This window comes from Micrococcus sp. UYEF5, from assembly GCF_040546065.1.
Taxonomy (GTDB): Bacteria; Actinomycetota; Actinomycetes; order Actinomycetales; family Micrococcaceae; genus Micrococcus; species Micrococcus luteus.
Genome location: NZ_JBEPNB010000003.1, coordinates 249,586 through 261,747 on the forward strand (window position 1 = coordinate 249,586; position 12,162 = coordinate 261,747).

Sequence of the window (12,162 nt, forward strand, 5' to 3'; positions counted from 1 at the left end):
CTCGGGCCGCAGGTGCGTCCTCTCGGACGGGCCACCCACCGCATCCACCTCACGAGCCCCCCATTCCACCCGACCAAGGGAGACACCGTGGCACAGGACGTGCTGACCGACCTGCACAAGGTCCGCAACATCGGCATCATGGCCCACATCGATGCCGGCAAGACCACCACCACCGAGCGCATCCTGTTCTACACGGGTGTCAACCACAAGCTGGGCGAGACCCACGACGGCGGCGCGACGACGGACTGGATGGAGCAGGAGAAGGAGCGCGGCATCACCATCACCTCCGCCGCGGTGACCTGCTTCTGGAACGACCACCAGATCAACATCATCGACACCCCCGGCCACGTGGACTTCACGGTCGAGGTGGAGCGCTCGCTGCGCGTGCTCGACGGCGCCGTCGCCGTGTTCGACGGCAAGGAGGGCGTGGAGCCCCAGTCGGAGACCGTGTGGCGCCAGGCGGACAAGTACAACGTCCCGCGCATCTGCTTCGTCAACAAGATGGACAAGCTGGGCGCGGACTTCTACTTCACCGTCGACACCATCGTGAAGCGCCTCGGCGCGCGTCCGCTCGTGATGCAGCTGCCGATCGGCGCCGAGAACGACTTCGTGGGCGTCGTCGACCTGCTCTCCATGAAGGCCTTCGTGTGGCCGGGCGACGCCAAGGGCGACGTCACCATGGGCGCCTCCTATGAGACCCGCGAGATCCCCGCCGAGCTCCAGGAGAAGGCCGAGGAGTACCGCAACGAGCTCGTCGAGGCCGTCGCCGAGACCTCCGAGGAGCTCATGGAGAAGTACCTCGAGGGCGAGGAGCTCACCGTCGAGGAGATCCAGGCCGGCGTGCGCCAGCTGACCGTGAACGCCGAGGCCTACCCGGTGTTCTGCGGCTCCGCGTTCAAGAACCGTGGCGTGCAGCCGATGCTGGACGCCGTGGTCGCCTACCTGCCGAACCCGCTGGACGCCGGCTCCGTCAAGGGCCACGCCGTGAACGACGAGGAGGAGGTGCTGGAGCGCGAGGCGTCGAAGGAGGCCCCGTTCTCGGCCCTGGCCTTCAAGATCGCCACGCACCCCTTCTTCGGCACGCTGACCTTCATCCGCGTGTACTCCGGCCGCCTGGAGTCCGGTGCGCAGATCCTCAACGCCACCAAGGGCAAGAAGGAGCGCATCGGCAAGCTGTTCCAGATGCACGCCAACAAGGAGAACCCGGTGGACGAGGTGGTCGCCGGCCACATCTACGCCGTGATCGGCCTCAAGGACACCACCACGGGCGACACCCTGTGCGATCCCGCGAACCCGATCATCCTCGAGTCGATGACCTTCCCGGAGCCCGTGATCTCCGTGGCCATCGAGCCGAAGACCAAGGGTGACCAGGAGAAGCTCTCCACCGCCATCCAGAAGCTCGTCGCCGAGGACCCCACGTTCCGCGTGAACCTCAACGAGGAGACCGGCCAGACCGAGATCGGCGGCATGGGCGAGCTCCACCTGGACGTGTTCGTGGACCGCATGAAGCGCGAGTTCAAGGTCGAGGCCAACGTGGGCAAGCCCCAGGTCGCGTACCGCGAGACCATCAAGCGCAAGGTCGACAAGGTCGACTACACGCACAAGAAGCAGACCGGCGGCTCCGGCCAGTTCGCCAAGGTGCAGCTGTCCTTCGAGCCCCTGGACACCGCCGACGGCGAGGTCTACGAGTTCGAGAACGCCGTCACCGGCGGTCGCGTGCCCCGCGAGTACATCCCCTCGGTGGACGCGGGCATCCAGGACGCCATGCAGTTCGGCGTGCTGGCCGGCTACCCGATGGTCGGCGTGAAGGCCACCCTGCTCGACGGCGCGTACCACGACGTCGACTCCTCGGAGATGGCGTTCAAGATCGCCGGCTCCCAGGCCTTCAAGGAGGGTGTCCGCAAGGCCAACCCGATCATCCTCGAGCCGCTGATGGCCGTGGAGGTCCGCACCCCCGAGGAGTTCATGGGCGACGTCATCGGCGACCTGAACTCCCGCCGCGGCCAGATCCAGTCCATGGAGGACGCCACCGGCGTGAAGGTGGTCAACGCCCTCGTGCCGCTGTCGGAGATGTTCGGCTACATCGGCGACCTGCGCTCCAAGACGCAGGGCCGCGCGGTGTACTCGATGACCTTCCACTCCTACGCCGAGGTCCCCAAGGCCGTGGCGGACGAGATCATCCAGAAGTCCCAGGGCGAGTGACCGCAGGTCACCTGCTCTGAACGACCTGCCCCGGGTCGGCCGCCGCAGCCGCGGCCGGCCCGGGGCGACCGGACCGCCCTCCCCGGCGCGGCGGTCCGCGATCAGGACGGGTCAGGTCCGGTCCGCTTCCGGCGGTCCCGACGGCCTGGAACCGGACTGGCCCTCGTGAGGCCGGGATTTCCCCAACCCCGCACCATCCGAGTAGACTCAGTCAAGTTGTCAGCACGTCGCAGGCGGCTGAGCAGTCTTCTTGACGATGAACCAGTTCTTAGGAGGAACTAGTGGCAAAGGCAAAGTTCGAGCGGACGAAGCCGCACGTCAACATCGGCACCATCGGCCACGTTGACCACGGCAAGACCACGCTGACCGCCGCCATCTCGAAGGTCCTGTACGACAAGTACCCGGACCTGAACGAGGCCCGTGACTTCGCGACGATCGACTCCGCCCCCGAGGAGCGTCAGCGCGGCATCACCATCAACATCTCCCACGTGGAGTACCAGACCGACAAGCGTCACTATGCTCACGTGGATGCCCCCGGTCACGCCGACTACATCAAGAACATGATCACCGGCGCCGCTCAGATGGACGGTGCGATCCTCGTGGTCGCCGCCACCGACGGCCCGATGGCCCAGACCCGTGAGCACGTGCTCCTGGCCCGCCAGGTCGGCGTGCCGGCCCTGCTCGTGGCCCTGAACAAGTCGGACATGGTCGAGGACGAGGAGCTCCTCGAGCTCGTTGAGATGGAGGTCCGCGAGCTGCTGTCCTCCCAGGACTTCGACGGCGACGAGGCCCCGGTCATCCGCACCTCCGGTCTGAAGGCCCTCGAGGGCGACCCCCAGTGGGTCAAGTCCGTTGAGGACCTCATGGAGGCCGTGGACGAGTTCATCCCGGACCCGGTCCGCGACAAGGACAAGCCGTTCCTGATGCCGATCGAGGACGTCTTCACCATCACCGGTCGTGGCACCGTGGTGACCGGTCGCGCCGAGCGCGGCACCCTGAAGATCAACTCCGAGGTCGAGATCGTCGGCATCCGCGACGTGCAGAAGACCACCGTCACCGGCATCGAGATGTTCCACAAGCAGCTCGACGAGGCCTGGGCCGGCGAGAACTGCGGTCTGCTGCTGCGCGGCCTGAAGCGCGACGACGTGGAGCGCGGCCAGGTCGTGGTGGAGCCGGGCTCCATCACCCCGCACACCAACTTCGAGGCGAACGTCTACATCCTGTCCAAGGACGAGGGTGGGCGTCACAACCCGTTCTACTCGAACTACCGCCCGCAGTTCTACTTCCGCACCACCGACGTCACCGGCGTCATCACGCTGCCCGAGGGCACCGAGATGGTCATGCCCGGCGACACCACCGAGATGTCGGTCGAGCTCATCCAGCCGATCGCCATGGAGGAGGGCCTCGGCTTCGCCATCCGCGAGGGTGGCCGCACCGTGGGCTCCGGCCGCGTCACCAAGATCACCAAGTGATCTGACGCATCCCGTCTCGTGGCTCCGTTGAGCCGCTGACGCGCGACGCCCCCGTCTCCGGGTCTCCCGGAGGCGGGGGCGTCGCCGTGTCCGACGACGGCGCGGCGGCGGCGGCTAGGCTGGGGAGCATGCCTGAACTGCTCATCCTCATCGTGGTGCTCGCCGTGGCCGTCGTGGCCGTGCGCTGGGCGCTGCGGACCTTCCGTTCCGAGATCGACCGTGCCCGGCGCATCCGGCGCGCGAACCGCGGCGGGGAGCTGGAGCGATGAGCCTGCCCGGCCCGCGCCGCCTCTTCGCCGTCACGGCGATGGCCGAGATGTTCACCTGGGCCGGTCTGCTGATCGCCATGGGCCTCAAGTACGGCGGAGTCACGGAGCGGGTGGTGCCGATCGCCGGCGGCGTCCACGGCTTCGTGTTCCTCTGCTACCTCGTGGTGACGGTCGCCGTGTGGATCGACGGGCGGTGGCCCGTGGCCCGCGGACTCCTCGGCCTCGGTTCGACGATCGTCCCGTTCATGACGGTCCCGTTCGAGCGGGCCCAGCGGCGGCGCGGCGAGCCGGCGTCGCGGTGGCAGGTCGTGGACCGCGCGCCGGGGGAGCGGCGGCCCCTCGAACGGCTTCTCGTCGTGGTGCTGCGCCATCCGGTGGTCAGCGCGCTGGTTGCGGTCGCCGTGGTCGCCGTGGTCTTCACCCTGCTGCTCAACGCCGGCCCGCCCACCGAGTGGGGTCGCTGAGCCCGGGGGACCGCCGGGCCCGGCCCGCCGATTGGCGGACCGGGCCCGCTTCTGTCTATACTGATTCGGTTGCTCAAGCGCCATTGCGCTGTCGTCGTGTGTCTCGCGGCGGCAGCTCGGCCCAGATGTGACGTCACCACTCCGACCCACCGCAGGCGTGTGCCCTCCCAGGAATGCGACACGCCCGAACGCGTGGACCGGAGTCCGGCGGCGGCGAGGAACCCGGTCCGACCGGATTCGCCCCGCGCGGGTGGAGGACAAGAAGGCGGACCCGATCCGCCGCACAGGGACAGGAACAGCACACCCGACGAGAGAGGCGTGACGCCATGGCGGGACAGAAGATCCGCATCCGGCTGAAGTCGTACGACCACGAGGTCATCGACGTCTCGGCCCGCAAGATCGTTGACACGGTCACGCGCGCAGGCGCGACGGTGGTCGGCCCCGTGCCGCTGCCGACGGAGAAGAACGTGTACTGCGTTATCCGTTCTCCCCACAAGTACAAGGACAGCCGCGAGCATTTCGAGATGCGCACCCACAAGCGGCTCATCGACATCATCGACCCGACCCCGAAGGCCGTCGACTCGCTCATGCGACTGGACCTGCCCGCGGACGTCAACATCGAGATCAAGCTCTGAGAGGGAGGTGCTGAGAGACTATGACCAACACCCAGAACATCAAGGGCCTGCTGGGCACGAAGCTCGGCATGACCCAGGTCTGGGATGAGGACAACAAGCTCATCCCCGTGACCGTGGTCAAGGCAGACCCGAACGTCGTCACCCAGCTGCGCTCCGAGGAGACCGACGGCTACACCGCCGTGCAGATCGCCTACGGCCAGATCGATCCCCGCCGCGTGACCAAGCCCCTGGCCGGTCACTTCGAGAAGGCCGGCGTGACCCCGCGTCGCCACCTCGTCGAGCTGCGCACCGCCGACGCCGCCGAGTACTCGCTCGGCCAGGACGTGACCGTGGAGGTCTTCGAGGCCGGCCAGAAGGTCGACGTCGTGGGCACCACCAAGGGCAAGGGCTTCGCCGGCGCCATGAAGCGCCACGGCTTCGCCGGTGTGGGCGCCTCGCACGGTGCGCACAAGAACCACCGCAAGCCCGGCTCCGTGGGCGGCGCGTCCACCCCCGGCCGCGTGTTCAAGGGCCAGCGCATGCCCGGTCGCATGGGCGCCGTGCGCCAGACCACCATGAACCTGACCCTCCACGGCATCGACGTGGAGAACAACCTCCTGCTGATCAAGGGCGCGGTGCCCGGCTCCAAGGGCCAGGTCGTGCTCGTCCGCAGCGCCGTGAAGGGAGCCTGAGACCATGGCTGAGAACTCCGTGAAGACCGTCCAGGTCGATCTGCCCGCCGAGCTCTTCGACGTGCAGTCCAACGTGCCGCTCATGCACCAGGTCGTCGTCGCCCAGCTCGCCGCCGCCCGTCAGGGCACGCACAAGACGAAGCGCCGCGGCGAGGTGTCCGGTGCCGGTCGCAAGCCGTTCAAGCAGAAGGGCACCGGCCGCGCCCGTCAGGGCTCCATCCGCGCCCCGCACATGACCGGTGGTGGCGTCGTCCACGGCCCGACCCCGCGTGACTACTCGCAGCGCACCCCCAAGAAGATGAAGGCCGCCGCCCTGCGCGGTGCCCTGTCGGACCGCGCCCGCAACGGCCGCGTCCACGTCATCGAGGCCCTCGTGTCCGGGACCACCCCGTCCACCAAGGCCGCCAAGGCGGGCCTCGCGTCCCTGAACACCGGCCGCAAGAACGTGCTGCTGGTGATCGACCGGGCCGACGACGTCGCCGCCCTGTCCGCCCGCAACCTGCCCGCGGTCCACACCCTGTACGCCGACCAGCTGAACACCTACGACGTGCTCGTCTCCGACGACGTCGTGTTCACCCAGGCGGCCTACGAGGCGTACGTGGCCCAGGCTTCCGGCGCCAAGAAGGAGGATGCCCAGTGAGCGGCTCCATCAACAAGGATCCCCGCGACGTGATCATCGCTCCCGTCGTGTCGGAGAAGAGCTACGGTCTGATCGACGAGGGCAAGTACACCTTCCTGGTCGACCCGCGCTCCAACAAGTCCGAGATCAAGCAGGCGGTGGAGCGCATCTTCAACGTCGACGTGGCCTCGGTCAACACCCTGAACCGTTCCGGCAAGCGCCGTCGCACCCGCTTCGGGTGGGGCCAGCGCAAGTCCACCAAGCGTGCCATCGTCACGCTCAAGGACGGGACCATCGACATCTTCGGAGGTCCGCTCGCCTGATCGGCGTGCGGAGACCACTTAATCGAGGAACTGACACATGGCTATCCGTAAGTACAAGCCGACCACCCCGGGCCTGCGTGGCTCGTCCGTGGCCGACTTCGCAGAGATCACCCGGTCCACGCCGGAGAAGTCCCTTCTCCGTCCGCTGCACAAGACCGGCGGCCGCAACAACACCGGTCGCATCACCACCCGTCACAAGGGCGGCGGCCACAAGCGCCAGTACCGCCTGGTCGACTTCCGTCGCCACGACAAGGACGGCGTGCCCGCCACCGTCGCGCACATCGAGTACGACCCGAACCGCACCGCCCGCATCGCGCTGCTGCACTACGCGGACGGCGCCAAGCGCTACATCCTGGCCCCGGCCAAGCTGAAGCAGGGCGACGTGGTCGAGGCCGGCCCGAACGCCGACATCAAGCCCGGCAACAACCTGCCGATGCGCAACATCCCTGTGGGCACCACCATCCACGCGGTGGAGCTGCGCCCCGGCGGCGGCGCCAAGATGGCCCGCTCCGCCGGCGCGTCCGTGCAGCTGGTCGCCCGCGAGGGCAAGTACGCCCAGCTGCGCCTGCCCTCCGGTGAGATCCGCAACGTCGACGTGCGCTGCCGCGCCACGATCGGCGAGGTCGGCAACGCCGAGCAGTCGAACATCAACTGGGGCAAGGCCGGCCGCATGCGCTGGAAGGGCGTCCGCCCGACCGTCCGCGGCGTCGTCATGAACCCGGTCGACCACCCGCACGGCGGTGGCGAGGGCAAGACCTCCGGCGGTCGTCACCCCGTCAACCGGAACGGCAAGCCCGAGGGCCGCACGCGTCGTCCGAACAAGGAAAGCGACAAGCTCATCGTGCGTCGCCGTCGTACCGGCAAGAACAAGCGATAAGGGAGCAGGGAAGACATGCCTCGCAGCCTGAAGAAGGGCCCCTTCGTCGATCAGCACCTCTACCTGAAGGTTCTGGCCGAGAACGAGAAGGGCAGCAAGAACGTCATCAAGACCTGGTCCCGCCGGTCGATGATCATCCCGGACATGCTGGGTCACACCATCGCGGTCCACGACGGACGCAAGCACGTCCCGGTGTTCGTCACCGAGTCCATGGTGGGTCACAAGCTGGGCGAGTTCGCCCCGACCCGGACCTACCGCGGCCACGTGAAGGACGACAAGAAGGGCAAGCGCCGCTGAGCCTGAGGGCACAGCACGCTTGACCTTCTCGAGAATCGAAAGAGAGAAGCAATGGAAGCCAAGGCAATTGCGCGCCACCTGCGCGTGACGCCGATGAAGGCCCGGCGCGTCGTCGACCTGGTCCGTGGCAAGCAGGCCACCGAAGCACTGGCCATCCTGAAGTTCGCCCAGCAGGGCGCTTCGGAGCCGGTGTACAAGCTGGTGGCCTCCGCGGTGGCGAACGCCCGCGTCAAGGCGGACCGCGAGGGCCAGGCCTTCGACGAGGACGCCCTCTACATCACCGAGGCCTTCGTGGACGAGGGCCCGACCATGAAGCGGTTCCAGCCCCGTGCTCAGGGCCGCGCGTACCGCATCAACAAGCGCACGAGCCACGTGACCGTGGTCGTCGCGTCCAAGGACGAGAAGGGTGGGAACTGACAATGGGCCAGAAGATCAACCCCAACGGGTTCCGCCTCGGCATCACCACCGACCACGTCTCGCACTGGTTCGCGGACTCCCACAAGGAGGGCCAGCGCTACGCTGACTTCCTCAAGGAGGACGTCAAGATCCGCGAGCTGATGACCACCGGCATGGAGCGCGCCGGCATCTCCAAGGTGGAGATCGAGCGCACCCGTGACCGCGTGCGCGTGGACATCCACACCGCGCGTCCGGGCATCGTGATCGGCCGCCGCGGCGCCGAGGCCGACCGCATCCGCGGTGAGCTCGAGAAGCTCACCGGCAAGCAGATCCAGCTGAACATCCTCGAGGTCAAGAACCCCGAGACCGATGCCCAGCTGGTGGCGCAGGGTGTGGCCGAGCAGCTCGCCTCGCGCGTGGCGTTCCGCCGCGCGATGAAGAAGGCGATCCAGTCCGCCATGCGCGCCGGCGCGCAGGGCATCCGCATCCAGTGCTCCGGCCGCCTCGGCGGCGCCGAGATGAGCCGCTCGGAGTTCTACCGCGAGGGTCGCGTGCCGCTGCACACCCTCCGCGCGAACATCGACTTCGGCAAGTTCGAGGCCAAGACCACCTTCGGCCGCATCGGCGTGAAGGTCTGGATCTACAAGGGCGACCTGACCGCCAAGGAGCTCGCGGCCAAGGAGGCCGCGCAGCCCTCCGGCCGTGGCCGTGGCGGCGAGCGCCGCGGCGGCGGTGAGCGTCGTCGTCGCAACGATCGCGCCGAGCGTGCTCCCCGCCAGGAGAACGCCGGCGCCGGCGCCGAGACCCCGGCCGCCGCTCCCGCTGAAGGAGGCAACGCCTGATGCTGATCCCCCGTCGCGTCAAGCACCGCAAGCAGCACCACCCCAAGCGTTCCGGCGCCGCCAAGGGCGGCACCACCGTGACGTTCGGCGAGTGGGGCATCCAGGCGCTCACGCCGGCCTATGTGACCAACCGTCAGATCGAGGCCGCCCGTATCGCCATGACCCGCTACATCAAGCGTGGCGGCAAGGTCTGGATCAACATCTACCCGGACCGTCCGCTCACCAAGAAGCCCGCCGAGACCCGCATGGGCTCCGGCAAGGGCTCGCCGGAGTGGTGGGTCGCCAACGTCAAGCCCGGACGCGTGCTCTTCGAGCTGTCGGGTGTCACGGAGGACGTCGCCCGCGAGGCGCTCCGCCTGGCCATCCACAAGCTGCCGCTGAAGGCCCGTATCATCCGTCGAGAGGGTGGTGAGTGATCCCATGGCGATCGGCACCAAGGATCTGAACGTCGAGTCCCTGGACGGGATGGACAACGCCCGCCTGCTGGAGGCCCTGAAGTCCTCCAAGGAGGAGCTGTTCAACCTGCGCTTCCAGGCCGCCACCGGTCAGCTGGACAACGCCAGCCGGCTGAAGGCCGTCAAGCGTGACATCGCGCGCATCTACACGATCCTGCGCGAGCGCGAGCTGGGCATCCGCGGCGATGTCGCCGCCGAGGCGCAGGCCGAGAAGAACGAGGAGGCTGCCAAGTGACCGAGCAGACCCCGGCCGTCTCCGAGGAGCGCGGCTACCGCAAGGCCCTCCGTGGCATCGTCGTCTCCGACAAGATGGACAAGACCATCGTCGTCGAGGTCGAGGACCGCAAGAAGCACTCGCTCTACGGCAAGGTGCTGAAGACCTCGAAGCGCGTGAAGGCGCACGACGAGGACAACACCGCCGGCGTGGGCGACCGCGTCCGCCTCGCCGAGACCCGCCCGCTGTCCGCCTCCAAGCGGTGGCGCCTGGTGGAGATCGTCGAGCGCGCCAAGTGATCGACCCGGCCCCCTGAGGGCCGGCGACGCAGAGGGCCGCCCCGTGCACTGGCACGGGGCGGCCTTGTGCGTTAGACTCTGATATTCGTGCGCCCTCTCGTTGGCAGGACCATCCATCCTGTGTGCCGAGGGCCGCGCACGCCGATCCCGGATCCGCCTCGGCCCTGCCCTGCGCGCCCCTCCGCTCTCGACCTCCCCGACGCTGTCTGAACACGCGTCGCCGGGGGACGACGGCGGGCGGCCCGCCTCGGGGGAGGGGTAAGCGTCCCGGGATGCCCGTTCAACCGTTCCGCAAGGCTCGCCCATCGTGGGGGAGAACCGGCGCGACGCTAGGAGAGACAAGTGATCCAGCAGGAGTCGCGGCTCAAGGTCGCCGACAACACCGGTGCGAAGGAAATCCTGACCATCCGTGTTCTCGGCGGTTCCGGACGCCGCTACGCAGGCATCGGCGACACCATCGTCGCCACCGTGAAGGACGCCATCCCCGGCGGCAACGTCAAGAAGGGCGACGTCGTCAAGGCCGTGGTGGTCCGCACCCGCAAGCAGTCCCGCCGTCCCGACGGCTCGTACATCAAGTTCGACGAGAACGCGGCGGTCATCCTGAAGACCGACGGCGAGCCCCGTGGCACGCGCATCTTCGGCCCCGTGGGTCGCGAGCTGCGTGACAAGAAGTTCATGAAGATCGTGTCGCTCGCCCCGGAGGTGATCTGACCTCATGGCCAAGATCAAGAAGGACGACCTCGTCCAGGTCATCAGTGGCAAGGACAAGGGCAAGCAGGGCAAGGTCCTGCGCGTGTTCCCGGCGGATGAGCGCGTGCTCGTCGAGGGCGTGAACCGCGTGACCAAGCACCTGCGCGCCGGCCAGGACAACAACGGTTCCACCGAGGGCGGCCTGCAGGTCGTCGAGGCCCCGATCCACATCTCGAACGTGGCCGTGGTGGACCCGAAGACCAAGAAGCCGACCCGTGTGGGCTACCGCTTCGAGACCGTCGAGAAGGACGGCGTGAGCAAGACCGTGAAGGTCCGCTTCGCCAAGGCCTCGGGGAAGGAGCTGTGATGACCGAGGTGCAGCAGACCGAGAAGGTCATCCCGCGTCTGAAGACCAAGTACCGCGACGAGATCCGCGGCGCCCTGCAGGAGCAGTTCCAGTACGGGAACGTCATGCAGGTGCCGGGTCTCGTGAAGGTCGTCGTCAACATGGGCGTCGGCGAGGCCGCCAAGGACTCCAAGATCATCGACGGCGCGGTCGCCGACCTCACCGCCATCACCGGCCAGAAGCCGATGATCACCAAGGCCCGCAAGTCCATCGCGCAGTTCAAGCTGCGTGAGGGCATGCCCATCGGCACGCACGCCACGCTCCGTGGCGACCGCATGTGGGAGTTCCTGGACCGCCTGGTCACGCTCGCGCTGCCGCGCATCCGTGACTTCCGCGGCCTGTCCGACCGCCAGTTCGACGGCAACGGCAACTACACCTTCGGCCTGTCCGAGCAGACCGTGTTCCACGAGATCGATCAGGACAAGATCGACCGCGTGCGCGGCATGGACATCACCGTGGTGACGACCGCCAAGAACGACGACGAGGGCCGCGCGCTGCTGAAGGCGCTGGGCTTCCCGTTCAAGACCGACCAGTAAGACCTCCACGTCACAGGTCCTCCACCGGTGAACCGGTGGCGGAAACCACGGCGAGAAAGGGCGTGAAGCCCACATGACCATGACCGATCCCGTCGCAGACATGCTGACCCGTCTGCGCAACGCAAACTCGGCCTACCACGACACCGTGTCCATGCCGTCCTCGAAGCTGAAGACTCGCGTCGCCGAGATCCTCAAGGCCGAGGGCTACATCCAGGACTGGCGCGAGGAGGAGGCCGAGGTCGGCAAGAAGCTGACCATCGACCTGAAGTTCGGCCCGCAGCGTGAGCGTGCGATCGCCGGCCTGCGCCGCATCTCCAAGCCGGGCCTGCGCGTGTACGCGAAGTCCACGAACCTGCCCCACGTGCTGGGCGGCCTCGGCATCGCCATCCTGTCCACCTCCTCTGGTCTCCTCACGAACCAGCAGGCCGCCAAGAAGGGCGTGGGCGGAGAAGTCCTCGCCTACGTCTGGTGACGGGCAAGACGGAAGAAAGGCTG

At 67.8% G+C, this 12,162-nt stretch carries 19 protein-coding genes; all 19 read left to right on the forward strand.

The features are described from left to right. Positions 1–87 precede the first annotated feature (87 nt). The 19 genes from fusA to rpsH all read left to right on the forward strand — a co-directional run bounded on the left by fusA (position 88) and on the right by rpsH (position 12,139). Positions 88–2,202, forward strand: a complete 2,115-nt coding sequence (fusA, locus tag ABIB16_RS04810; protein ID WP_041103560.1) for an elongation factor G — start codon at positions 88–90, stop codon at positions 2,200–2,202. A gap of 281 nt (positions 2,203–2,483) precedes the next feature. After that, the gene (gene tuf, locus ABIB16_RS04815) at positions 2,484–3,674 is read left to right on the forward strand and encodes an elongation factor Tu (protein WP_041103559.1); all 1,191 of its coding nucleotides are present in this window, start codon (positions 2,484–2,486) and stop codon (positions 3,672–3,674) included. Positions 3,675–3,802: 128 nt separating this feature from the next. Beyond that, on the forward strand, positions 3,803–3,943 hold the full coding sequence (locus tag ABIB16_RS04820) for a hypothetical protein (RefSeq protein WP_354436074.1): 141 nt from the start codon (positions 3,803–3,805) through the stop codon (positions 3,941–3,943). After that, positions 3,940–4,407, forward strand: coding sequence for a DUF3817 domain-containing protein (locus tag ABIB16_RS04825; RefSeq protein WP_354436075.1), 468 nt, complete (start codon positions 3,940–3,942; stop codon positions 4,405–4,407). Before ABIB16_RS04820 ends, ABIB16_RS04825 begins: the two co-directional genes overlap by 4 nt. A 326-nt stretch (positions 4,408–4,733) precedes the next feature. Continuing rightward, entirely contained in the window at positions 4,734–5,042 is a 309-nt protein-coding gene (gene rpsJ / locus ABIB16_RS04830) for a 30S ribosomal protein S10 (RefSeq protein ID WP_002857463.1), read from the forward strand. A gap of 20 nt (positions 5,043–5,062) precedes the next feature. Continuing rightward, positions 5,063–5,713: a 50S ribosomal protein L3 gene (gene rplC, locus ABIB16_RS04835; protein ID WP_010080384.1), complete on the forward strand. Its 651-nt coding sequence runs from the start codon at positions 5,063–5,065 to the stop codon at positions 5,711–5,713. Between the two features lie 4 nt (positions 5,714–5,717). Continuing rightward, positions 5,718–6,353: a 50S ribosomal protein L4 gene (rplD, locus tag ABIB16_RS04840; RefSeq protein WP_041103272.1), complete on the forward strand. Its 636-nt coding sequence runs from the start codon at positions 5,718–5,720 to the stop codon at positions 6,351–6,353. Next, positions 6,350–6,655, forward strand: coding sequence for a 50S ribosomal protein L23 (gene rplW, locus ABIB16_RS04845; RefSeq protein ID WP_002857471.1), 306 nt, complete (start codon positions 6,350–6,352; stop codon positions 6,653–6,655). Before rplD ends, rplW begins: the two co-directional genes overlap by 4 nt. Positions 6,656–6,692: 37 nt before the next feature. Then, positions 6,693–7,532: a 50S ribosomal protein L2 gene (gene rplB, locus ABIB16_RS04850; protein ID WP_010080386.1), complete on the forward strand. Its 840-nt coding sequence runs from the start codon at positions 6,693–6,695 to the stop codon at positions 7,530–7,532. A gap of 15 nt (positions 7,533–7,547) precedes the next feature. Further along, on the forward strand, positions 7,548–7,829 hold the full coding sequence (gene rpsS / locus ABIB16_RS04855; protein WP_002857475.1) for a 30S ribosomal protein S19: 282 nt from the start codon (positions 7,548–7,550) through the stop codon (positions 7,827–7,829). 51 nt (positions 7,830–7,880) lie between these two features. Further along, positions 7,881–8,246, forward strand: a complete 366-nt coding sequence (gene rplV, locus ABIB16_RS04860) for a 50S ribosomal protein L22 (RefSeq protein ID WP_017487837.1) — start codon at positions 7,881–7,883, stop codon at positions 8,244–8,246. Positions 8,247–8,248: 2 nt separating this feature from the next. Beyond that, positions 8,249–9,067 (forward strand): 30S ribosomal protein S3, encoded by an 819-nt coding sequence (gene rpsC, locus ABIB16_RS04865; RefSeq protein ID WP_002857479.1) that lies wholly within the window; start codon positions 8,249–8,251, stop codon positions 9,065–9,067. Beyond that, entirely contained in the window at positions 9,067–9,483 is a 417-nt protein-coding gene (gene rplP, locus ABIB16_RS04870; protein ID WP_036317764.1) for a 50S ribosomal protein L16, read from the forward strand. Before rpsC ends, rplP begins: the two co-directional genes overlap by 1 nt. Positions 9,484–9,487: 4 nt before the next feature. Then, complete coding sequence (rpmC, locus tag ABIB16_RS04875) at positions 9,488–9,757, forward strand: 50S ribosomal protein L29 (protein WP_036317766.1); 270 nt, start codon at positions 9,488–9,490, stop codon at positions 9,755–9,757. After that, the gene (rpsQ, locus tag ABIB16_RS04880) at positions 9,754–10,035 is read left to right on the forward strand and encodes a 30S ribosomal protein S17 (RefSeq protein WP_036317768.1); all 282 of its coding nucleotides are present in this window, start codon (positions 9,754–9,756) and stop codon (positions 10,033–10,035) included. Before rpmC ends, rpsQ begins: the two co-directional genes overlap by 4 nt. 342 nt (positions 10,036–10,377) lie before the next feature. Then, positions 10,378–10,746 (forward strand): 50S ribosomal protein L14, encoded by a 369-nt coding sequence (gene rplN / locus ABIB16_RS04885; protein ID WP_002857487.1) that lies wholly within the window; start codon positions 10,378–10,380, stop codon positions 10,744–10,746. A 4-nt stretch (positions 10,747–10,750) separates the two neighbouring features. Further along, a complete protein-coding gene (gene rplX, locus ABIB16_RS04890) occupies positions 10,751–11,092 on the forward strand; it encodes a 50S ribosomal protein L24 (RefSeq protein WP_354436076.1) in 342 nt (113 codons plus the stop codon). Continuing rightward, the gene (rplE, locus tag ABIB16_RS04895) at positions 11,092–11,667 is read left to right on the forward strand and encodes a 50S ribosomal protein L5 (protein ID WP_354436077.1); all 576 of its coding nucleotides are present in this window, start codon (positions 11,092–11,094) and stop codon (positions 11,665–11,667) included. The genes rplX and rplE overlap by 1 nt, the downstream gene beginning before the upstream one ends. Before the next feature lie 73 nt (positions 11,668–11,740). Then, entirely contained in the window at positions 11,741–12,139 is a 399-nt protein-coding gene (rpsH, locus tag ABIB16_RS04900) for a 30S ribosomal protein S8 (protein ID WP_002857494.1), read from the forward strand. Positions 12,140–12,162 lie beyond the last annotated feature (23 nt).